This window comes from Streptomyces sp. CC208A (genome assembly GCF_030010625.1).
Classification (GTDB): domain Bacteria; phylum Actinomycetota; class Actinomycetes; order Streptomycetales; family Streptomycetaceae; genus Streptomyces.
Genome location: NZ_JASCXN010000005.1, coordinates 319,427 through 340,338 on the forward strand (window position 1 = coordinate 319,427; position 20,912 = coordinate 340,338).

Sequence of the window (20,912 nt, forward strand, 5' to 3'; positions counted from 1 at the left end):
ACCCGGCACCGCGCGTGAGGCCCGGTCCCCTGGATTCCGTCCGGGGGTGCCGGGCCTCCGGCGTGTCCGGACGGGCCTATCCTGGATCGCATGTACTTCACCGACCGTGGCATCGAGGAACTGGAGAAGCGGCGCGGCGAGGAGGAGATCACCTTCGAGTGGCTCGCCGAGCAGCTGCGGACCTTCGTCGATCTCAACCCCGACTTCGAGGTGCCCGTCGAGCGCCTCGCGACCTGGCTGGCCCGCCTCGACGACGAGGACGACGACGAGTAGGCAGTGCCCTCGCCGAGGGCCCCTCCCACGTGGGAGGGGCCCTCGGCGTTTTCATGCGTTGTACGCCGCGGGCCGCGCGTGTCAGCGCTCGCGCAGGCGGTCGTAGGCGAGGCCCAGGGCGCCGTGGGCGACGAGGAGGGCGCCCGCCGCGGCCCAGCCGCCGCTGCGCCGGGCGAGCCCCCAGAGGAGCAGCGGGACCCCCGCGGCGAGCTGGGCTCCGCCGAGGACGCGCGCCCTGGGGCCGCGCAGGTACGGGCCGAGGGGGCTCTCCTCCACGGCGTCGAGCTCGGAACGGACGGCGTCGAACAGACCGGGCCACTCCAGGTGCTCGGCGCCGGCGGCGAGGGCGGCCTCGCGGAGCCGGCCGGGGGTCTCGCCGGGGATGAGGCCGGCGGGCAGGTCGAGGCCGGTGCGGGCGAGGACGGCGACGAGGCCGAGGAGGCGGGTACGGAAGTCACCCTCGGGGTCGGGGAGGGTGAGCGGCTCCAGTGCCTGGACGTCGAGGACGGGGTCGAGGCCGAGGCGGTCGGCGAAGGTCCGCATGGCCTCGTCCTCGCCGGCCGGGGTACCGTCCGCGAGCCAGGTGTAGCCGACGGTCCGGCGGAAGCCCGCGGCGAGGGTGATCCCGGCGTGGTCGGCGTCCCACCAGAGGGCGAGGACCGGCCAGGTGGCGGCGGACACGGCGAGGGCGGTGGCCCAGCCGGTGACGACCCGCTCGACGGGCTCCCCGCCGTCCTGCCAGGGCCTGTCCTCCGGTACGAGGACGCTCCAGTCGGCTCCGGCGGGGGCGAGCAGCAGCCCCTCCCGCAGGAGCTGTGCGGGCGGCCGGACAGCCGGAGGTTCGGCCCGGCACAGCAGCAGCGCCCCGGCGGGGCTCGGTCCGGATGTCGCGTTCATGAGCCCACGCTAGGCCAGTTTGTCCAGGTATGGGGGCGACTGCTCCCACCCTGTCAGGGATGAATCAGGGTTGACCTCGCGTCACCACGATATATCGTGAATCGAGAAGTCGCGATATGTTGCGTCGCGTCGTACCGCTCGACGAGAGCTTCGAGGAATCCGAGGAAACGGGAGGTCGCCACCATGACCGAGTGGTCCGTCACCGAGCCGGTGAAACTCACGCCCGCCGACCCCGTGTCACGGCTGCGCATCCGCGTCGTGGGCGGCGCGGTGAACGTGGTGGGCACCGACGAGAGCACGGCACGCGTGGAGGTCTCGGAGATCGAGGGCCCGCCCCTGATCGTCACCCAGGAGGGCTCCACCCTGACGGTGACCTACGAGGACCTGCACTGGAAGGGCATCCTCAAGTGGCTCGACACCCAGGCCCACAAGCGACGGGCCGTGGTCTCGGTCGCCGTCCCCGCGGGCGCCGAGGTCGAGGTGGGCGTGGTCACGGCGGACGCGGTGCTGTCCGGGCTGCGGGGCCGCACCGAGGTGCGCGGGGTGACGGGCTCCACCACGCTCGTGGGGCTCTCGGGACCGGTCCGCGCCGAGAGCGTCTCGGGCTCCCTGGAGGCCCAGTCGGTGACGGGCGCGCTGCGGGTGAGCTCGGTGACCGGTGACGTGACGGTGATCGAGGGCTCCGGCGCCGCGGTGCGGGCGGAGACGGTCAGCGGGGACATGGTCCTCGATCTGGACCCGGCGCCGGCCGGTGCCCCACCCGCCGACATCCGGCTCACCAGCGTCTCCGGCGAGGTCGCCATCAGGCTGCCGCACCGGGCGGACGCCCGGGTCGAGGCGAGCACCACGAGCGGCGCGGTGTCGAGCGCCTTCGAGGACCTGCGGGTGAGCGGCGGGTGGGGCACCAAGTCCCTCACCGGGACGCTCGGCGCGGGCAGCGGCACCCTCAAGGCGACCACGGTCTCCGGCTCGATCGCCCTCCTGAGCCGCCCGGAGTCCGCCGAGGCCCCGGAGCCCGCCGACCCCGCCTCCGCCCCCACCTCAGGAAAGGTGCTCTGACATGCCCCCTGTCTTCGCGCACGGCCGACTCCGGCTCTACCTGCTGAAGCTGCTCGACGAGGCCCCTCGTCACGGCTACGAGGTGATCAGGCTCCTGGAGGAGCGTTTCCAGGGGCTGTACGCCCCCTCGGCCGGCACGGTCTACCCGCGGCTGGCCAAGCTGGAGGCCGAGGGGCTGGTCACCCACACCAGCGAGGGCGGCCGGAAGGTCTACTCGATCACCGACGCGGGCCGCGCCGAGCTGGCCGGCCGGGAGGCCGAACTGGATGCCCTGGAGCGGGAGATCCGGGACTCCGTCGCCGAGCTGGCCGCCGAGATCCGCGAGGACGTACGGGGTGCGGCCGGGCGGGTGCGCAGCGAGATGCGCGCGGCGGCGAGCCGGGCCCGGACGGCCGAGGGGGGCTCCTTCGCCGACGCCAGGGAGGAGCTGCGCAAGGCCAAGCGGGAGTGGAAGGAGCAGGCCAGGCAGGCGAAGGAGGAGGCCCGCTCGGCGAAGCTCCAGGCGAAGGAGTTCCAGCGGATCGCCCAGCAGGTGCAGGACGAGGTCCAGAGCCGCTTCGCCCGGGGCGAGTGGCCGCAGACCATGTGGGAGGGCCTGTCGGGGATCACCGCCCAGCTGGGCGACCTCGTCACGGGCCACCACCCCAAGGCCCGTGACGCGGCGGCGGACACGGCGACCGCAGCCCGGGAAGCGCGGGCGGACGAACCGGTCGGGATACCCGCGTGGGCGCGGGACACGGCGGGGTCGGGCGATCCGGCCCGCGACCTGGACCGGCTGCTCGACCGGTTCCGGGACGAGGTCCGGGACGCGGCCCGGGATCACGGGGTGACGGACGCCCAGCTGGCCGAGGCCCGCCGTCACCTCGGCACGACGGCGGCCCACCTCACCCGGATGCTCCGCCCCCGCTCGGACGCCTGAGCGCCCGCCCGCCGGGTCAGGGGAGGACGTCGGTGCCGGTCCGGGTCGCGGTGACGGTGACCCGGGAGTCCGGGGCGGCGACGACACGGGCCCGGCCGCGGTCGCGGTCGTGGAGGACGAGGGCTCCGCGGGCGGTGACCTTCCAGTCGCCGGGCGGCAGGGCCAGCTCGGTCAACCGGGAGCCGCGGGGGCCGGCGGCCGCGTACTCCAGGCGGTAGACGCCGGTCGCCGGGTCGTAGGCGGCGGAGCTCACCCGGCCGGCGACGGCCTCCGCGTACGGCTCGGCGGTCAGCTCCTTGTTGGTGCGGAAGGCGCCGGTGCCGTCGACGGCGCAGTAGCCGCCGCCGTAGCACCAGACATAGCCGGCCCAGCCGGAGGTGTAGCGGCCGAGGGAGGCCATGGCGTCCCGGTAGAAGCGGTTCATGTTCGGCAGGGAGTTGTTGAGCGGGCCCCACTCCCCCACCACCACGGGGACCTTGTACTCCTTGGGGTAGAGGGTGACGGCCTGCTCGTAGCTCTCGATCCAACCGGCGGTGGGGTCGTAGTCGGCGCCGGCCTCCATGCCGGTGTTGTAGAAGTGCGGGGCGTAGACGATCTTCGGGTCGTCGATCCGGCCCAGGCCCGTGGGCACACCCTCGCCGACGATCGGGGTCGGCTCGACGAAGATCCAGGCGTCCCGGTCGACCTCGCGGATCGCGTCGGCGAGGCGGTTGTAGAGGGGGGTGAGCTGTTCGCGCTCGATCCGGCGGGCGGCGGTGGGCAGGTCCTCGCCCTCGCGGATCTCCCCCATGGGCTCGTTGATCGGGTCGTAGCCGAGGACCGCCGGATGGTCGCCGAGGCGCTCGGCGAGCACCTGCCACATGCGGGCCTGGGCTCGGCGGAGGTCCTCGTCCTCGTAGAGGTGGGTGAAGGCGCGCTGGACGGCGGGTTCGAAGTACTCGGAGAACCAGTCGTCGGGGTGGGGGGTGAAGGGCAGTCCGTCGGTCCTGGTGGCCCAGGCGGGGATGCCCCGGTGGCCGAAGGCGGGGCCGAAGACGTCCTGGTGAGCGTCGATCAGGACTTTGACGTCGTGCTTCTCGGCCCAGTCCAGGATCCGTTCGATCTTCCGCAGGTAGGTCTGGCTGTAGCGGCCGGGCTGTGGTTCCAGGTCGTCCCAGAAGACGAGGAGGCGGGCGAAGTTGAAGCCCTTGGCGCGCATGTCGCGGAAGTGCTTCTCCGTCACGGCGGAGAGGGCGGCGTCGCCGCGGTTGGTCTTGTCCTCCACGTTCCAGCCGCGCAGGGTGAGGACGCGTCCGCGGGAGTCGGTGAGGGCGGGTATCCCGTCCCCTCCGCTCTCCGCACGAGGCCCGGCGGCAGCGGCGGTGGCGGTGGCGGTGGGGACGGCTGCGGTGAGCAGGGAGGCGGCGACGGCGGTCGCCACGAGGAGGGTGGTGCGCGACGAGCGGGACACGGAGGACCTCCGGCACGAGGATGTGAGCGTTGTTCACCTTTCGCGTGCCGGAGATCCCATCAGGACGAGCGACCCACTATCAAGAGGTCGTCAGCACGATCTTTCCGAAGAGCTCGCCGGAGGCCATCTTCTCGAAGCCCTCGCGGGCCCGGTCCAGCGGCAGCACCTCGTCGATCACCGGCCGGACGCCGGTGGCCGCGCAGAAGGAGAGGAGGTCCTCCAGTTCGTCCTTGGAGCCCATGGTGGAGCCGACCACCTTCAGCTCCAGGAAGAAGATCCGGGTCAGCTCGGCGTGCGAGGGGCGGTCGCCGCTGGTGGCGCCGGAGATCACCAGGGTGCCGCCGGGGCGCAGGGACTTGACCGAGTGCGACCAGGTGGCGGCGCCGACGGTCTCGATGACGGCGTCCACCCGCTGCGGCAGCCGCGCCCCGGGCTCGTACGCCTCGACGGCGCCGAGCTCCACGGCCCGCTTCCGCTTGGCCTCGTCCCGGCTGGTGGCGAAGACCCGCAGGCCGGCCGCCTTGCCGAGGACGATCGCGGCGGTGGCGACGCCGCCGCCGGCGCCCTGGACGAGGACCGAGTCGCCAGGGCGGACACCGGCGTTGGTGAAGAGCATCCGGTAGGCGGTGAGCCAGGCGGTGGGGAGGCAGGCAGCCTCGGCGAAGGAGAGCTCCTTCGGCTTGGGCAGCACGTTCCAGGCGGGGACGGTGACGCGCTCGGCGAAGGTGCCCTGGTAGCGCTCGGTGAGGATGGAGCGGGGCTCGTTCGGCCCGACGCCGTGGCCGGTCTGGCCGATGACGGAGTGCAGGACGACCTCGTTGCCGTCCTCGTCGATGCCGGCGGCGTCGCAGCCGAGGATCATCGGCAGCTTCTCCTCGGGCAGTCCGACCCCGCGCAGCGACCACAGGTCGTGGTGGTTGAGGGAGGCGGCCCTGACGGTGACGGTGGTCCAGCCGGGGCGGGCGTCGGGCTCGGGGCGTTCACCCAACTCAAGGCCGTTCAGGGGCTGGTCGCGGTCGATTCGGGCGGCGTAGGCAGCGAACATGGCCCCGACCCTAGGCGGCGACGGGGACCGCACGGAACCACCACCCGCTGTGACGCGCGTCCCCTCCCGCGGCCAGGGGCCGGGTGGCCCCCGAGAGGCCCCGCTCGCGACCGGGGCCGGGCGGTACGCGAGAGGGCCCCACCCGCGACCAGGGGCGGGGCGGTACGCGAGAGGGCCGCCCCACCCGCGACCGGCCGGGCGGTACACGAGAGGGCCCCGCTCCCGTCCGATGCGGCGGACGGGAGCGGGGCCCTCCCAGGGACCTTCAGCCGACGGGGTGTCAGCGGCGGGCGACGCCCTCGGCGCGCGCGGCGGCGGCGACCGCGGCCGCGACGGCCGGGGCGACCCGCTCGTCGAACGGCGACGGGATGACGCAGTCGGCGGCGAGCGCGTCACCGACGACACCGGCGATGGCGTCGGCGGCGGCGATCTTCATGCCCTCGGTGATCCGGGAGGCCCGGACCTGGAGCGCACCGGCGAAGATGCCGGGGAACGCGAGGACGTTGTTGATCTGGTTGGGGTAGTCCGAACGGCCCGTGGCCACGACGGCGGCGTACTTGTGCGCGACGTCGGGGTGGACCTCGGGGTTCGGGTTGGCCATGGCGAAGACGAAGGCGTCCTTCGCCATGGAGGCGACGGCCGCCTCGGGGACCGTACCGCCGGAGACGCCGATGAAGACGTCGGCGCCGGCGAGGGCGGTCTCCAGGGAGCCGGCGAGGCCCGCCTTGTTGGTGAGCTCGGCGATCTCGCGCTTGGCGTCCGTGAGGTCCTCGCGGTCGCGGCTCACGACGCCCTTGCGGTCGGCGACGCAGACGTCACCGATGCCGGCCTCCAGGAGGAACTTGGCGATGGCCACACCGGCGGCACCGGCGCCGGAGATGACGGCGCGCAGGTCGCCGAGGGTCCGGCCGGTCAGCTTCGCCGCGTTCCGCAGGGCGGCGAGGGTGACGATCGCGGTGCCGTGCTGGTCGTCGTGGAAGACCGGGATGTCGAGGCGCTCCTGGAGCTTGCGCTCGATCTCGAAGCACCGCGGTGCCGAGATGTCCTCCAGGTTGACGCCGCCGAAGGACGGGGCGAGCCGGACGACGGTGTCGACGATCTCGTCGGTGTCGGTGGTCGCCAGGGCGATCGGGACGGCGTCCACACCGCCGAACTGCTTGAAGAGGATGGCCTTGCCCTCCATGACCGGGAGGGAGGCCTCCGGGCCGATGTCGCCGAGGCCGAGCACCGCGGTGCCGTCGGTGACGACGGCGACGACCTGGGACTTCCACGTGTAGTCGTGGACCAGGTCGGGCTGCTCGGCGATGGCGGTGCACACCTTGGCGACGCCGGGGGTGTACGCGAGGGACAGGTCGTCCTTGTCACGGACGGGGACGGTGGCCTGAATGGCCATCTTGCCGCCGCGGTGGAGGGCGAAAGCCGGGTCGAAGGGCTCCTCGGGAGCTCCTTCCGTACCGCTCTCGCTGCGAGGATTGACGATCTCCGCTGCCATGTGGGTGAGACCCCTTATGTCTGTTGTCGAGGGTTGCCGCTCCTGGTGTGGAGCGGTGGGCGGGTCCCGCGGCCGCCGTGTCGGGCAGCCGCGCGGGCGCGCCGCACAACGCGCCCTGAGCCCCGGATGAGGGGTGTAAGGATCCTTCTTACCGGACAGACGGCACCGCAGACGAGTCCGTATCCACTCGGTGATGCGACTCATACGTACCGCGTCCGGTGGAGGACGGAGAACGACTCGTCACAGGATGTCCGGACAGATGGCCGCACCACCCGTTTGACGGCCTTCGTGTCGTCCGAATGGCGAGATCAACAAGAGATTCTTCGGCGAAGAGGGAGGACAACGAAAGAAGATCCGGCCTTGATGTACCGGCCTGTCGGGGTTCGGCCATCACCCGTTACCCGATTTTGACATCCGTGGCCGTCGGTTTGAGGCGGTCCGAATGGCAAGATGCCGTAATCACACGAGGTCGCGACACTCGAAGACGAGTACGCGTCCATTGGCAACGCCTATGGCAACTCCCACACGCCGGAGGATCCCGACCATGACCGCACGCTCCACGCGCTGTACGACCGCCGCCAAGACCCGCACCTCCCGTCTTGCCGCGGTCGCCGCCATCGCGGTCGCCGGCTCGATGCTGCTGACCGCCTGCGGTGACCAGACCAACAGCGGCGGCTCCACCCCGGAGAACAGCACCGCCAACAACGCCGCCCCGCTCTTCTCCAAGCTGCCCGCGGACATCCAGAAGGCCGGCGTCATCAAGGTCGGCACGGACGCCTCGTACGCCCCGATGGAGTTCGTCGAGAACGGCAAGATCGTCGGCGTCGACCCCGACATCGCCGCGGCCCTCGGCAAGCAGCTCGGTGTGAAGTTCGAGTTCACCTCGGGCACCTTCGACGGCCTGATCACCTCCCTGGAGACCGGCCGCCAGGACCTGGTCATGTCCTCCATGACGGACAACAAGAAGCGCCAGGAGGGCCTGGACGACGACGGGAAGAAGATCGGCAAGGGCGTCGACTTCGTCGACTACTTCTCCTCCGGCGTCTCCCTGCTGGTCAAGAAGGGCAACCCGCAGAACGTCAACTCCCTCGACGACCTGTGCGGCAAGACCGTCGCCGTCCAGCGCGGCACGATCTACGAGGACACCTTCAAGGCCCAGGCCGAGAAGTGCGGCTCGAACAAGCTCACGATCCAGGCCTTCGACACCGACGCCGAGGCCCAGACCCGCGTGAAGGCCGGCGGCGCGGTCGCCGACCTGAACGACTACCCGGTCGCCTCGTACATCGCGAAGACCTCCGGCGGCGGCAATGACTTCGAGGTCGTCGGCAACCAGAGCGACGTCGGCCTCTTCGGCATCGCTGTCTCCAAGGACAAGCCCCAGCTGCGCGACGCCGTCAAGGAGGCGCTCGACGCCATCATCAAGGACGGCACCTACGCCGACGCCCTGAAGAAGTGGGACGTCGAGGACAGCGCGGTCACGTCGGCCACGATCAACGCCGGCAAGTGATCCGCCTGCTCACCCTCGCACCACTGAAGGGCAGTCGTCGTGACTGACAAGCTCAGCAAGGACCCGGCCCCCACGCCGGCCGGGTCCGGCCCCTCGGGCACCCCCTACGAAGCGATCAAGGCCATCCCGGTCCGGCACTACGGCCGCTGGGTCAGCGGCGTCGTGGTCGTCGCCCTCCTCGGCTGGCTCGTCTACGCCTTCTCCCAGGGCAACATCATCTGGGACACGGTCGGGGACAAGCTCTTCGACCCCTCGATCATCACCGGCCTGTGGAACACGATCCTCATCAGCATCACCGCGATGGCGCTGGGTCTCGTCCTCGGCGTCCTCTTCGCCGTGATGCGGCTGTCGAAGAACCCGGTGACGGGTGCCGTCGCCTGGCTCTACATCTGGTTCTTCCGCGGCACGCCGGTCTACGTGCAGCTCCTCATCTGGTTCAACCTGGCCCTGATCTTCGAGTTCATCAACCTCGGGCCGATCTACAAGAACGAGACCGTGGACGTCATGACGCCGTTCATGGTGGCCCTGCTCGGCCTCGGCCTGAACGAGGGCGCCTACATGGCGGAGATCGTCCGCGCCGGCATCCAGTCGGTCGACGAGGGCCAGACCGAGGCGGCGCACGCGCTCGGCATGTCCCAGACGAAGACCATGGGCCGGATCGTGCTGCCGCAGGCGATGCGGGTGATCGTGCCGCCGACGGGCAACGAGTTCATCAACATGCTCAAGACCTCGTCGCTGGTCTCGGCCGTGCAGTACACCGAGCTGCTGCGCGCCTCCTCGAACATCGGCAGCACCGCCGGCGCCGTGATGGAGATGCTCTTCGTCGCCTCCATCTGGTACCTGGTGCTGACCAGCGTCTTCAGCGTCGGCCAGTACTACCTGGAGCGCCGTTTCGCCCGCGGTTCGACCCGTAACCTGCCGCCCACCCCGTGGCAGCGGGTGAGGACGAACCTCGCCACCTTCAAGCGTTCCCCGGAGGCATCGGCATGACCGGTCAGCCCATGGTCAAGGCGGAGGGCGTCCACAAGTCCTACGGCGCCGCCCACATCCTCCGCGGCATCGACCTGGAGGTCCGCAGCGGAGAGGTGTTCTGCCTGGTCGGCCCGTCCGGCTCCGGCAAGTCGACCTTCCTGCGGTGCATCAACCACCTGGAGCGGATCGACGGCGGCCGGCTCTCGGTCGACGGTCAGCTCGTCGGCTACCGCCAGAAGGGCGACAAGCTGTACGAGCTGAAGGACAGCGAGGTCGCGGCGCAGCGCCGGGACATCGGCATGGTCTTCCAGCGCTTCAACCTGTTCCCCCACATGACGGCCCTGGCCAACGTGATGGAGGCACCCGTTCAAGTGAAGGGCGAGTCGAGGGCCGTCGCCCGCGAGCGGGCCGAGCGCCTGCTCGACCGGGTCGGCCTGCGGGACCGGATGGGAAACTACCCCTCGCAGCTCTCCGGCGGCCAGCAGCAGCGCGTCGCCATCGCCCGCGCGCTGGCGATGGAGCCCAAGCTGATGCTCTTCGACGAGCCCACCTCGGCGCTCAACCCGGAGCTCGTCGGTGACGTCCTCGACGTCATGCGGGACCTCGCCGAGTCGGGCATGACGATGATCGTCGTCACCCACGAGATGGGCTTCGCCCGGGAGGTCGGCGACTCGCTGGTCTTCATGGACGGCGGCGTGGTGGTCGAGTCCGGCCACCCGAGGGACGTCCTGACCAACCCGCAGCACGACCGGACGAAGGCGTTCCTGTCCAAGGTGCTGTAAGGGCCGATACGAAAGGGGCGGTACGGGCCCGGCGCCCGTACCGCCCCTTCGTACGCACCCGGCGGCCGGGACGCCGTACGGTCGCCTCCGCAGGTCCGGGGCGGCCACGGGCACGCGCGCCTGCCACCCCGCACGCCCGGAGCCGACCACGCCCCAGCGACCTCCCCCGTACGCCCAGAGCGGCCACGCCCCACCCGTACCGCCGGTCCCCTCCGTACGCCCGGCGCGGCGGCCTACTTCACGGCCAGCAGCAAGGTGTCCGAGGGCGAGCACCACACCGGCCGGGCCTCGCCGAAGCCGGCGGTCCGCAGGGTCTCGGCGTGCCAGGCGGGCGAGGGCATGTCGCCGTCGGCGTGCTCACCGTAGATCTCGAAGCGGCGGGCGGTGGGCTCGGCGAGGACCGGGTCCTTCGCGGCGAGCGCCCACCATTCGGCCCAGTCGAGGACCCCGGCGGCCTTCTCCTCGTCCATCCGGGCGTGCCGTTGCGCGCGCTCGGCGGCGTTGATCCGCGGGGTGGCCGGGGCGATCATGTGATCGGCGTTCATGAAGACCCCGCCCTCCCGGACGAGCCCGGCGACCTGCCCGTACAGGGCGGCGAGGGGCTCGCTGTGCAGCCAGTGGAGCGCGGTGGCGGTGAGGACGGCGTCGTACGTGTCGCACGGCAGGCGCGCGGTCCACCCCGGGTCCTTGAGGTCGGCCGTCACGAAGGTGACGCGTCCGTCGCCCTCGAAGGTGCCGCGGGCGATGGCGAGCAGCGCGGGGTCGAGGTCGACGCCGGTGGAGACCGCGCCCGGGAACCTCCGGAGGAGCCTGTCCGTGATACTTCCCGTACCGCAGGCGAGGTCGAGGACGCGGGGCTCCGGTCCCACCAGCGCCTCGACCATGTCGAGCATCACGCGGAACCGCTCCTCGCGGTCCGGCATGTACCACTCCTGCTGGCGGTCCCAGCTCCGCTGCCAGCCCGCCCAGTCGGTGCCGCCCATGTCCGTATCCTCCGCCGTCGAAGCCACAGAAAACCCGAGAACGTAATACCCTCGAAGGGGGCACACCGGTTACCCCCTCGACGCCGACCCTAGCCCGCCACCGTAAGGACTACAAGTGGAACTGGCCTATTACTCGGATTACGCCGTGCGTCTGGTCAACACCGAGGAGCCGGCCCGCGGCAGGGACGGCCTCACCTCCGTCGAGGCGGTCAAGGAGCTCTTCGGCGAGGCGTCCCAGATGGCCCGCCGGGTCACCGACGCCGACCTGACCCGCTTCCGCGCGATCCGGAGCCGGCTGCGGGCGGTCTTCACCGCGGCGGACGAGGGCGACCACACCGGCGCGGTCGACCTCCTGAACTCCCTCCTCCTGGAGTTCCCGGTCAGCCCGCAGATCTCCGGCCACGACACCCTCGACGAGGAGGGCCGGCCCCGCTGGCACATGCACCTCGCCGACCACTCCTCCAACGCGACCGCCGGCTACGCGGCCATCTCCGCCATGGGGCTCGCCTTCCACCTGACCGAGTTCGGCGCCGACCGGCTCGGCCTCTGCCAGGCCCCGCCCTGCCGCAACGCCTACCTCGACACCTCCACCAACCGCTCCCGGCGCTACTGCTCCGACCGCTGCGCCACCCGCGCCAACGTGGCCGCCTACCGGGCCCGCAAACGCCTGGAGGCCGAACGGGCCGACGGCGCCGACCGCACCAGTCGCACCACGGAGAACAGCCAGCCGAGCACCACCCCCGCCGAACGCTGACGCCCCGGCGTCAGCGGCCGGTACCGGACCACCACCCGCCCGAGCACCAGTTCGGGCGGTACGGCTCCGAAGACCCGGCTGTCGCCCTCGGCCGCCGGGTTGTCCCCGAGCACCCACCACCCGGTGTCCCGTCGCCCGACCAGCCGCTTCACGATGAGCAGATCCTGCTGGAGCGGATGGCGCAGCACCACGACGTCACCGACCCGCACGCGCCCCCCGTACCGCACGAACAGCCGGTCCCCGTGCAACAGCGTCGGCACCATCGACACCCCCGTCACCTCGGCGATCCCGAACGGCGCCCCGGCCGGCGCCGCAGCCTCCCGCTCCACACCCGCTCCTCTCGTCGACTCGTACACGAGTCCCGTCCGAACCCCGGACTTTTGACCTAAGCCCCAGGGGGCACTCGCGAAAACGCCCTTCTCACCGAGTAATCTCCCACCTGAGAAGACGATCACGAGGAAGGACGGCTCAATGCTCTCCCGCCTGTTTGCCCCCAAGGTCAAGGTCAGCGCCCACTGCGACCTCCCCTGCGGCGTGTACGACCCCGCCCAGGCCCGTATCGAGGCCGAGTCCGTCAAGGCTGTCCAGGAGAAGTACCAGGCGAACGAGGACCCGCACTTCCGGGCCCGCGCCACGGTCATCAAGGAGCAGCGCGCGGAGCTCGCGAAGCACCACGTCTCGGTCCTGTGGAGCGACTACTTCAAGGCCCCGCACTTCGAGAAGTACCCCGAGCTCAACCAGCTGGTCAACGACACCCTGAAGGCCCTCTCGGCCGCCAAGGCGTCCACCGACCCGAAGACCGGCGAGAAGGCCCTGGAGCTCATCGCCGAGATCGACCGCATCTTCTGGGAGACGAAGAAGGCTTGATCTCCCTCTAGGCGGCCTGACCTGCACTTTCGCGGGTCGTGCCGCTTAGCTGTCCGCACCCGGTCCGCAGGCCGCCGAGCACGGCGTCCATGACGGCCCGGGTGCGGTCTTCTTCCCCCGGCCACAGGTGCGCGTAGATCCGCAGCGTGATGACGGCGGACGCATGCCCGAGGACCACCTGCACCTGCTTGACGCTCGCGCCGCCGGCGATGAGCGCGGAGGCGTAGAAGTGCCGCAGGTCGTGGGTGACCATGTGCGGCAGCGCAACGGGCTTACGCCCCTCCTGCTCGGCGGCCCCGTTCTCGGCCGCCTGGAGCGCCTTGCGAGCCCCGTTCCACTCGGTCTTCCACCGCCGGTAGTTCAGCGGCTCCCCCTCCTCCATGGTGAACAGCCACTCCCTGGACGGACGTGCGGCAAGATGCGCGAGGAGCGCGTCGGTGACGACCTCCCCGACCGGGACCGTACGCCGGGACTTGGCGGTCTTCGGCGGGCCGACCTTCCCCGACTGGAGCCGCTGGCGCTCGACGCGGATGGTGCCGGCCTTGAAGTCGACGTCCGACACCTTCAGGCCGAGCAGTTCACCGATGCGCAGCCCTGATCCGGCAAGGGTGACGATCGCCGCGCGGATGTACGGCGGCATCACGCGCGCCATCGCCTCGACCTGCTCGACCGTGGGCGGGGTGACCTCCTCGTCCGGCATGGCCGGGAGGGTGATCCGGCGGCATGGGCTGGAGGCGATGACCTTGTCGTCCACGGCCGCCGTCATAACGCGCACGAGGACGTCGTAGACGTTCCGCACGCTGCCGGGGCCGAGCTGGTCGGAGAGGTGCTTGAAGAGCACCTGTATGTCGTTGCGACGTATCGCCGCCATGGACCGGGCGCCCAGCGCAGGTACGAGGTGGAGCCGGAGCGCGTTGTCGGTGATGCGCTCGCCCGCCTCGCTGGCGATGAGCGAGCCCTCCCACTTCTCGGCGTACTTCTCGAAGGTGACGCGACCGGCGCGCGGATCGACGTACTGGCCGGTGACCATGCTCGCCGTGACCTCATCGAGCCAGCGCTGGGCGTCGAGTTTCCGCTCGAAGTGGCGGGCGTGCTCCTTGCCGTCGAGATCGCGGTAGCGGGCCCGCCACTTGCCGTTGGGGCGCTTCTGGATGTTGGCCAAGTGGCTTCTCCTTCGTGTCGGTTGTCAGTAGTGGCCGCCGTCCGCGATGTCGTTGCTGAGCGTGCGCGCGTCGCGCTCGTCGCCCATGAGGCGGAGGCACTGGTCGTGGATCGCCCGCGAGCTGTCGGGATGAGCCTTGATGTGGTCGGCGATGGCGACCACAGCGTGGTGCAGGCGGTCGCGCGCGTCTCGGGCCTCGTAGAACGCCTCGACGGCCTCCTGGACGAGGCGCCGACTGTCGATGTCGAGCCCCTCCAGGGGCGGTGACATCAGCTCTTCGAGGGGGAGTTCGAAGACGCGGGAGAAGGCGAGGGCCTCGTCGAGGTTGATGCGACGACGGGGAGTGCCGTTCTCGATGCGCCAGACCGCTGTCTGGTTCATCTTGACGCCGGCTCTGGTCACCCGCTCGGCCAGCTCGGTCGTGCTCCACCCTCTGACCTCGCGCTCCAGCGCCACGCGCGCGGCCACGTTCCCCTCGCTGTAGAGCAGCGGCACCTCGCCGCCTTCGGGCCTGTCGCCTGCCATCGAACCTCCATCGTCACCCTTGCTATCCAAATTGAAACATGCGCTTCCCGATTTGGGTAACCGGGGATCGTCGGGTACAACTCTATGCAGATCGAATCGCCACCTAGCCGAATGGGAATGCATGCGATACCTGACCACCGCCGAGGTCGCCGAGCGCTACCGCACCGCCGAGAGCACAGTCCGCTACTGGCGCCAGATCAAGAAGGGGCCGCGCGGCATCAAGGTCGGCAAGCGGGTGCTGTACCCCGAGGCCGAGCTGCTGCGCTACGAGCGCACGCTGATCGCCGGCCAGGAGGAATGGGGCCTGGCCTCGTGAGCCGCCGCCAGCCCCGGACACAGCAACGGCCCCCGGCGCGCCAACGCCGAGGGCCGGAGATTCCCCTGCACATCGCCCATCCCTGAACGAACGAACCAGTGAATGGCGGGACCTTGCACGTCCCGTCCCTCACCTGAGAGGAACGCCGATGGAGGACTCTACGTCCCCCGCCACCTCGAACACATCCCACAAGGCCGTCTGGCCTGCCGCCGCGGTCCCCGGCCAGGGCATCCCGTGGCTCAACCCGGACCGAGCGGACGGCCGGCCCGCCCTTCTCGGGACCGACGATCGACCGGACCGACCCGCGACCGAAACGCGGACCGGAGATCCGGTCAGCCCGGACCAGGAACCCGGACCGACGGAGAACGCGCAGCTCAGCGGCCTACCGGACCGGACCGGGAACCCGGACCATGGGCCCGGTCCGGAAGCCGAGGACCGGACGGAGAATTCCGGTCAGTCGGACGGCGAACCCGGACCGCCGGTCCGGGTTGACCACGGTGCTCCGGGGACGGTCCCCGAACCCGGCAGGGGAACTGGGGACCGCGAGAGTGTCAGCCTCACGGCGGACCGGGACCCGGACGGGACCGCCGTACTGGACGATCTGCGCGCCGCGATCGGCCGGTACGTCGTGCTGCCGAGCGAGGAGGCCCTGACCGCGGTCACCCTGTGGGTGGCGGCCTCCCACATCCAGCCCGCCCTCCAGCACGCGCCGCGCCTGGCGGTGGTGGGACCAACGAAGGGCTGCGGCAAGTCCCGCGTCCTGGACGTGCTCCACGAGACCGTGCACAAGCCGATGATGACGGTAAACACCTCACCGGCGGTGGTCTTCCGCGTCATCGGCGAGGACCCGCCGACGCTGCTGGTGGACGAGGCCGACACCATCTTCGGCCCCAAGGCCGGCGACAAGGAGGACCTGCGTGGCCTGCTGAACGCCGGACACCAGCGCAATCGCCCCGCCTGGCGGATCTCCGGCCCGGAACACAAGGCGACCGCGTTCCCGACCTTCGCCATGGCCGCGCTGGCTGGCATCGGCGACCTGCCGGACACGATCATGGACCGGGCGGTCGTGCTCCGCATGCAGAAGCGAAAGCCGGGTGAGCGCATAGCCCCGTTCCGCTCGCGGTATTCCGTCCCGGAACTGAACGCGTTGCGCGACCGGCTGACCGCCTGGCTGGGCCCGCTGCGGAGCACCGCAGAGGGCTTGGTTCCGCAGATGCCGGTCGAAGACCGGGCCGCCGACACGTGGGAACCGCTGGTCATCGTCGCCGACCTGGCCGGCGGGCACTGGCCCTCACGGGCCCGTGCGGCTTGCCTGGCCATGACGCGCAACGAGGTGGTCCAGGACGAGCAGACGACGCTGAAGACCCGGCTGCTACGGGACATCCGCCGAGTCTTCGAGCAGCAGGGCGACCAGGAAGCGCTGCGCAGCCACGACCTGCTCGCCGCGCTCATCCAGGACGCCGAGGCGCCGTGGGCCGAGTACGGGACGAAGGGCCTGAATGCCTACCACCTGGCCAACCTGCTGCGCGACTTCGGCATCAGTCCGGCCAACCACCGCTTCGAGAACGGCAGGCAGGCGAAGGCGTACGCCCGCAACCAGTTCCTCGACGCCTGGGCCCGCTACTGCCCCGACCCCGTCCCACCGGCAACCGCAGCCGGCGAGACCGTGGTCGCACGTCGAGCCCAGGGCAAGCCACTGACCCCTCCGACCGGGACCCTGCCCATCGGCCCGCCCGGCGGGCCTGCCGGCCCCAGGCCCACTCGCTGACACTAGCTCCGTATCAATCCGTCGCATCCGTCCCCGCGCAGGTCAGCGCGGGGACGGAGTTCCTCGCCGATACGGATCACTCCGTACCTGCGACCGCCTCCGTACCTGTCCTGACCAGCTACGGGACGGATGCAACGGACGTGACGAAGCCCCACCCCACACGACCACCGGAGCACCACCATGCCCGACACGAGCACCGACAACTCCCCCACCCGCCGCCGAAAGAAGCTCTTCGGCCTGACCCGCCGATCAGCAGCAAGCTGGAGCGAACGAGCCTCTAACGAGGCTTCGTCCGCGCTTGCCCCCGCCCCAGGGGTGGCGGACGAGAAGGCCGAGCGCCAGGGGGCGCCCGAGCTGGAAGGGGTCATAGCCGACTCCGCCGCCCTCCGTCCCCAGGCACCGACCGACGTCCAACCGCCCGTCGAGCAGCCCTCCTGGCGGGACCTCGACGCCCCCGCCCTGCCCGCACTGATGAACCGCAAGCGCACCGTGGAGAAGCGCGACCAGGAGAAGACCATCCGCTTCACCCGGACCGCTGTGAGCACGATCAGCGCCGCCGCCCACCAGCGCGGTCAGAAGTTCGCCGGATTCGTCGGCGACGCCGCCCTCGCCGTCGCCCTCGGCAAGGCGGAGCTGGTCGGCAGCCCGGAGGACGACCCGGTCCGCCCGCTGATCGAGGCCGTCGAGGCACACACGGTCGCGCTGAACCGCATCGGCGGCAACCTCAACCAGATCACCGCAGCCATCCACCGAGGAACGGTGCCCGAGCGCGCCGAGGAGGTGCTGGACCGCGTCGAGCAAGCAGCCGAGAGCAGCTACCGACTGATCGACCAGCTCCTGACGGAAGGCACCGTGCATGGTTCCTGACGTCTCCACCGGCTCCGACACCCGCGGACTCATCGTCTACCTCTTCGGCCCCGGCCGCCGAGACGAACACACCGACCCTCACATCGTCGCCGCCTGGGACATGGCCGGCGCCCCGGACCCGGGCCGCGACCCGGCAGCCACCTACTCCCAGCTCGCCAAGCGCCTCGACCACCACGTCGACCTGCGCACCCGCGAGCTGGGCGGCAAGAAGCCACCCCAGCACGTCTGGCACTGCCCGGTCCGTACCGCGCCCGGCGACCGCTACCTCACCGACGCCGAGTGGGCGGAGGTCGCCCGCCGCATCGTGCACGCCACCGGCATCGCCCCCGAGGGCGACGACAAGGCATGCCGGTGGATCGCGGTGCGGCACGCCGACGACCACATCCACATCATGGCCACCACCGTCCGCGCCGACGGACGCCGCCCCCGCACCCACCACGACGGACAGCGCGCCCAAGCCGAATGCCGCAAGATCGAAGCCGAGTTCGGCCTGCGCCGCCTGAAGTCCGGCGACCTCACCGCGCCCCGCACCCCCACCGGCGCTGAACGCGCCAAGACCGAGCGCCAGGGCCAGACGGTCACGGCACGGCACTGGCTGCGAGAGCAGGCGTACGCGGTCGCCGCCGCCGTACGCAACGAAGCCGACTACTTCACCGTCCTGCAGTCCCTCGGCATCAAGGTCAAAACACGCCTCGGCCCCGAGACCGGCGACGTCATCGGCTACAGCCTCGCCGCCCCCGGCGACACCAACGCGGCCGGCGAACCCGTCTGGTACGGCGGCTCCAAACTCGCCCCCGACCTCTCCATCAACCGCCTACGCGAACGCCTCCCTGGCCAGGAGATGGCCGACCGCCCCCGGCATGTGGCGGACCCCGCCGACCCATGGCGCCACACCACCACCGCCATACACACGGCCCGCGCCGTACTCGACTCCGATGACGATGCCGCCGCCCAGGGACACCTGGCCGCCTTCGGCGACGCCCTGTACAACATCGCCAGCGCCACGACCGGCCCACACCAGGCGGAACTGCAGGCAGCGGCGATGGCGTTCAACCGCGCCCGCCGCTCCGCCACCCGCGCCGACCACCAAGCCGCCACCGCCCTGCGCAAGGCCGCCAAGGAACTCGCCTACGCCTCCAACCAGCCAGGCGGACTCGCCATCGCCCTGCTCTTCGCCACCGTGCACCTGGCCCGCGCCGCCGCCAAGTGGCACGAGCAACGCGGCCACGAGCAGCAGGCCACAGCGGCCCAGGAAGCCCTCCGCCACCTCCAGGCGGGCTACCAACAGGCCGCCGCCCCCGTCCTGGCGGACCTGGCCCTCCGCGCACCGCGAGCCGCAACCGCCAGCCGCTACGAGCAGGACGTTCGTGCGGCCCTCCCCGACCACGCCGACCGAATCCTCGCCGACCCCACTTGGACCGCCCTGACCACAACCCTCGCCCACGCCGAAACCGCCGGCCACAACCCCCGACGCCTACTGGCCGAGATGGGCACCCAACGGGAACTCGACAGCGCCGAGCACCCCGCCGAGGTCCTCAACTGGCGCATCACCGCTCAACCAAACAGGCGGACGCAAGCCGCTCGCAGCCGAAGCACCACCAGCGGAACGTTGCCCACGTCCGCCATGCCACACCCTCCGGTCACACCAGTGGCTACGAGTCCCGAAGAGCGCAGTCGACACCGCTGACCCCGGTATCGCTCGAGTGGACAAGATGTCGTTCCGGTCGGCCTCGCGCTCAGGTGAGGCCGACCGGCGAACCACGTTTCAGGAGCAGTTCCACTCCTCGCTGGGCAGCGCGTGCCACAGGTCGAGCCAGTCGTGGAGTAGGAAGAGGGGGCGGGTCAGGACGACGTCGCCGGCCCGCTGGGAGCGGATTGCCAGGCCGAGGTCGGCGAAGACCGGATCGCCGGCGACGCTGTACGTAAGGCTGCCGGGCCGTGTTGCGCGGTGGACGAGCCAGTCCTCCACGTGGGAAGGTGCGCAGCCGGTCAGCGGGGCCGCTTCCAGGCTCACCTGGGGGCCGGTGAGGGCGTCTGCGGCGACGCACCCCAGGCGGCCGTTGCGGAAGAGGGCCCTGATCCCACACTCAGCGAAGTCGGCGTAGTTGAGCTGCTGGTCTTCGCCGTGGTGGGAGTAGGACGAGACAGCCGGTCCTTCGCCGAGAGCACGGGTGATCTCCTCCAAGGTCATCCCGAAGTGCAGGGGGCCGACGCCTACGTACGGCGTGAACGTCCACTCGGCGCGCTCCTCCTCCCGGGCGATCCGCCACGGGCCGCGGTACCCCACCTCGCTCCCCAAGGCGGCCACGGGCAGCTCGGGTGCCGGCTCGTGCAGGGCGGCCGGTATAGGTGCGGTCCGGTGCCCACGTCGGCGGCCGAGTCGTTCCGGAGCCGCGGTGTCCTCGGGTTGCTCTTCCAGCCAGCGGATCGCCTGCTCCTGCCCCTCCCCGAATGGGTCCTCCGCCAGAACGTGTGCCCGGTCCAGGGCCGCGCGGCGCTCCTCCTCCGTAGTGACGAGACTGGTGACATCTTCACCCCAGGCAGCCAGCCGTTCCCGGGCGATCCACCGGTAGTACGAGTCCGCGCTCACGGCAAGGACCTCGCGAACGGCGGGCGCGTACCGGGGTACGGACGAGGCGAGGGCGGGGTCGGCCAGGAGAAGGGCGGTGGCCGCGAGCGCGGCCTCCTTCACCAGTGGATCGTCGGCGTCGCAGAAGTCCGCGATGCTGTCGTGGAGTATTGGCCTTGCCGCACGGGCGGCGGCCAGATTCTGTGCCGTGCCGGCGCCGTCCTCGACGTCCAGGCGGGCGATGTCGGCGAACGAAGCCAGCCAGTTCAGCAGTTCGGCGCGAAGCGACCGCCGACCGGCCCTGCGTTCCCACCGGTCTTCGGCGAGGGTGCGCGGATCGTCGAGGAGACCGGCCAGGACCAAGGCTGCCGGAGCGGTCGCCGGAAACACCTGCTCCTGATTGAGGAGCAGCCGATACAGATCGCCTACCGCCCGTACCCGGCGGGCCGGGGCGGGGGCAAGCACAGCGCTGAGGATGTTCGGTGTGTCAGGCACACCGTGCTGGCCCGTACAGACGTGCGACAGCTCTTCCCAGGCGGTGCCGGCGAGCTCTGCCTGTGCTCTGGGTGGCAGGGAGCCGGCGGGAGTACCGGGAAGGTCTGGGGTCATCTCGTTGATCACGACCGCAGTGTTCCAGCCGACTCCGACACCAGCGCCGCTGATACGTGCCACAGACCACAGACGGCTCACTCTCGAGCAACGCCC

At 71.0% G+C, this 20,912-nt stretch carries 21 protein-coding genes; 12 read left to right on the plus strand and 9 right to left on the minus strand.

The window, feature by feature from the left end; translation table 11 throughout:
• Positions 1-33: 33 nt before the first annotated feature.
• Positions 34-273: a DUF6104 family protein gene (locus tag QK442_RS09145; RefSeq protein WP_349239639.1), complete on the plus strand. Its 240-nt coding sequence runs from the start codon at positions 34-36 to the stop codon at positions 271-273.
• Positions 274-354: 81 nt separating this feature from the next.
• On the opposite strand, the gene QK442_RS09150 is transcribed toward QK442_RS09145, so the two are convergent.
• A complete protein-coding gene (locus tag QK442_RS09150; protein ID WP_282693359.1) occupies positions 355-1,170 on the minus strand; it encodes a hypothetical protein in 816 nt (271 codons plus the stop codon).
• A 183-nt stretch (positions 1,171-1,353) separates the two neighbouring features.
• Here QK442_RS09150 and QK442_RS09155 point away from each other — a divergent pair, with 183 nt between their 5' ends.
• A complete protein-coding gene (locus QK442_RS09155) occupies positions 1,354-2,229 on the plus strand; it encodes a DUF4097 family beta strand repeat-containing protein (protein ID WP_282693360.1) in 876 nt (291 codons plus the stop codon).
• A 1-nt stretch (position 2,230) separates the two neighbouring features.
• The gene (locus QK442_RS09160; protein ID WP_282693361.1) at positions 2,231-3,148 is read left to right on the plus strand and encodes a PadR family transcriptional regulator; all 918 of its coding nucleotides are present in this window, start codon (positions 2,231-2,233) and stop codon (positions 3,146-3,148) included.
• A gap of 16 nt (positions 3,149-3,164) precedes the next feature.
• On the opposite strand, the gene QK442_RS09165 is transcribed toward QK442_RS09160, so the two are convergent.
• The 3 genes from QK442_RS09165 to QK442_RS09175 all read right to left on the minus strand — a co-directional run bounded on the left by QK442_RS09165 (position 3,165) and on the right by QK442_RS09175 (position 7,135).
• A complete protein-coding gene (locus tag QK442_RS09165) occupies positions 3,165-4,466 on the minus strand; it encodes a cellulase family glycosylhydrolase (RefSeq protein ID WP_282693398.1) in 1,302 nt (433 codons plus the stop codon).
• Positions 4,467-4,677: 211 nt separating this feature from the next.
• Positions 4,678-5,643 (minus strand): zinc-binding dehydrogenase, encoded by a 966-nt coding sequence (locus QK442_RS09170; RefSeq protein ID WP_282693362.1) that lies wholly within the window; start codon positions 5,641-5,643, stop codon positions 4,678-4,680.
• A 280-nt stretch (positions 5,644-5,923) separates the two neighbouring features.
• On the minus strand, positions 5,924-7,135 hold the full coding sequence (locus tag QK442_RS09175; protein WP_282693363.1) for an NADP-dependent malic enzyme: 1,212 nt from the start codon (positions 7,133-7,135) through the stop codon (positions 5,924-5,926).
• Between the two features lie 544 nt (positions 7,136-7,679).
• On the opposite strand from QK442_RS09175, the gene QK442_RS09180 reads away from it, so the two are divergent.
• The 3 genes from QK442_RS09180 to QK442_RS09190 are packed head-to-tail and all read left to right on the plus strand — an operon-like array spanning position 7,680 to position 10,396.
• A complete protein-coding gene (locus QK442_RS09180; protein ID WP_282693364.1) occupies positions 7,680-8,642 on the plus strand; it encodes an ABC transporter substrate-binding protein in 963 nt (320 codons plus the stop codon).
• A gap of 39 nt (positions 8,643-8,681) precedes the next feature.
• Complete coding sequence (locus QK442_RS09185; RefSeq protein ID WP_282693365.1) at positions 8,682-9,632, plus strand: amino acid ABC transporter permease; 951 nt, start codon at positions 8,682-8,684, stop codon at positions 9,630-9,632.
• A complete protein-coding gene (locus QK442_RS09190; RefSeq protein ID WP_282693366.1) occupies positions 9,629-10,396 on the plus strand; it encodes an amino acid ABC transporter ATP-binding protein in 768 nt (255 codons plus the stop codon). The genes QK442_RS09185 and QK442_RS09190 overlap by 4 nt, the downstream gene beginning before the upstream one ends.
• Positions 10,397-10,629: 233 nt before the next feature.
• On the opposite strand, the gene QK442_RS09195 is transcribed toward QK442_RS09190, so the two are convergent.
• Positions 10,630-11,379 carry a class I SAM-dependent methyltransferase gene (locus QK442_RS09195; protein WP_282693367.1) on the minus strand — a complete coding sequence of 250 codons (750 nt, stop codon included), beginning with the start codon at positions 11,377-11,379 and terminating at the stop codon, positions 10,630-10,632.
• Between the two features lie 115 nt (positions 11,380-11,494).
• Here QK442_RS09195 and QK442_RS09200 point away from each other — a divergent pair, with 115 nt between their 5' ends.
• On the plus strand, positions 11,495-12,133 hold the full coding sequence (locus QK442_RS09200; RefSeq protein ID WP_282693368.1) for a CGNR zinc finger domain-containing protein: 639 nt from the start codon (positions 11,495-11,497) through the stop codon (positions 12,131-12,133).
• On the opposite strand, the gene sodX is transcribed toward QK442_RS09200, so the two are convergent.
• A complete protein-coding gene (gene sodX, locus QK442_RS09205; protein WP_282693369.1) occupies positions 12,028-12,462 on the minus strand; it encodes a nickel-type superoxide dismutase maturation protease in 435 nt (144 codons plus the stop codon). The two genes, QK442_RS09200 and sodX, sit on opposite strands and share 106 nt — an antisense overlap.
• A 142-nt stretch (positions 12,463-12,604) precedes the next feature.
• Here sodX and sodN point away from each other — a divergent pair, with 142 nt between their 5' ends.
• The gene (sodN, locus tag QK442_RS09210) at positions 12,605-13,000 is read left to right on the plus strand and encodes a superoxide dismutase, Ni (protein WP_030207400.1); all 396 of its coding nucleotides are present in this window, start codon (positions 12,605-12,607) and stop codon (positions 12,998-13,000) included.
• A gap of 7 nt (positions 13,001-13,007) precedes the next feature.
• On the opposite strand, the gene QK442_RS09215 is transcribed toward sodN, so the two are convergent.
• Both QK442_RS09215 and QK442_RS09220 read right to left on the minus strand, forming a co-directional pair.
• Positions 13,008-14,162: a site-specific integrase gene (locus tag QK442_RS09215; protein ID WP_282693370.1), complete on the minus strand. Its 1,155-nt coding sequence runs from the start codon at positions 14,160-14,162 to the stop codon at positions 13,008-13,010.
• Positions 14,163-14,186: 24 nt separating this feature from the next.
• On the minus strand, positions 14,187-14,687 hold the full coding sequence (locus tag QK442_RS09220) for a helix-turn-helix transcriptional regulator (RefSeq protein WP_282693371.1): 501 nt from the start codon (positions 14,685-14,687) through the stop codon (positions 14,187-14,189).
• A gap of 121 nt (positions 14,688-14,808) precedes the next feature.
• On the opposite strand from QK442_RS09220, the gene QK442_RS09225 reads away from it, so the two are divergent.
• The 4 genes from QK442_RS09225 (at position 14,809) to QK442_RS09240 (ending at position 19,325) form a co-directional block, all read left to right on the plus strand.
• Complete coding sequence (locus QK442_RS09225) at positions 14,809-15,003, plus strand: helix-turn-helix domain-containing protein (RefSeq protein ID WP_116158880.1); 195 nt, start codon at positions 14,809-14,811, stop codon at positions 15,001-15,003.
• 592 nt (positions 15,004-15,595) lie between these two features.
• Complete coding sequence (locus tag QK442_RS09230) at positions 15,596-16,771, plus strand: DUF3631 domain-containing protein (protein WP_282693399.1); 1,176 nt, start codon at positions 15,596-15,598, stop codon at positions 16,769-16,771.
• 315 nt (positions 16,772-17,086) lie between these two features.
• Positions 17,087-17,638, plus strand: coding sequence for a hypothetical protein (locus QK442_RS09235; protein WP_282693400.1), 552 nt, complete (start codon positions 17,087-17,089; stop codon positions 17,636-17,638).
• The gene (locus tag QK442_RS09240; RefSeq protein WP_282693372.1) at positions 17,628-19,325 is read left to right on the plus strand and encodes a mobilization protein; all 1,698 of its coding nucleotides are present in this window, start codon (positions 17,628-17,630) and stop codon (positions 19,323-19,325) included. The genes QK442_RS09235 and QK442_RS09240 overlap by 11 nt, the downstream gene beginning before the upstream one ends.
• A 78-nt stretch (positions 19,326-19,403) precedes the next feature.
• On the opposite strand, the gene QK442_RS09245 is transcribed toward QK442_RS09240, so the two are convergent.
• Positions 19,404-20,672: a hypothetical protein gene (locus tag QK442_RS09245; protein WP_282693373.1), complete on the minus strand. Its 1,269-nt coding sequence runs from the start codon at positions 20,670-20,672 to the stop codon at positions 19,404-19,406.
• Positions 20,673-20,912: the final 240 nt, after the last annotated feature.

Coding starts and splice junctions, on each gene's coding strand:
- QK442_RS09150 (WP_282693359.1), bottom strand. CDS start 1,170: ATGAACGCGACATCCGGACCGAGCCCCGCCGGGGCGCTGCTGCTGTGC.
- QK442_RS09155 (WP_282693360.1), top strand. CDS start 1,354: ATGACCGAGTGGTCCGTCACCGAGCCGGTGAAACTCACGCCCGCCGAC.
- QK442_RS09160 (WP_282693361.1), top strand. CDS start 2,231: ATGCCCCCTGTCTTCGCGCACGGCCGACTCCGGCTCTACCTGCTGAAG.
- QK442_RS09170 (WP_282693362.1), bottom strand. CDS start 5,643: ATGTTCGCTGCCTACGCCGCCCGAATCGACCGCGACCAGCCCCTGAAC.
- QK442_RS09175 (WP_282693363.1), bottom strand. CDS start 7,135: ATGGCAGCGGAGATCGTCAATCCTCGCAGCGAGAGCGGTACGGAAGGA.
- QK442_RS09180 (WP_282693364.1), top strand. CDS start 7,680: ATGACCGCACGCTCCACGCGCTGTACGACCGCCGCCAAGACCCGCACC.
- QK442_RS09190 (WP_282693366.1), top strand. CDS start 9,629: ATGACCGGTCAGCCCATGGTCAAGGCGGAGGGCGTCCACAAGTCCTAC.
- QK442_RS09195 (WP_282693367.1), bottom strand. CDS start 11,379: ATGGGCGGCACCGACTGGGCGGGCTGGCAGCGGAGCTGGGACCGCCAG.
- sodN (WP_030207400.1), top strand. CDS start 12,605: ATGCTCTCCCGCCTGTTTGCCCCCAAGGTCAAGGTCAGCGCCCACTGC.
- QK442_RS09220 (WP_282693371.1), bottom strand. CDS start 14,687: ATGGCAGGCGACAGGCCCGAAGGCGGCGAGGTGCCGCTGCTCTACAGC.
- QK442_RS09225 (WP_116158880.1), top strand. CDS start 14,809: ATGCGATACCTGACCACCGCCGAGGTCGCCGAGCGCTACCGCACCGCC.
- QK442_RS09240 (WP_282693372.1), top strand. CDS start 17,628: ATGGTTCCTGACGTCTCCACCGGCTCCGACACCCGCGGACTCATCGTC.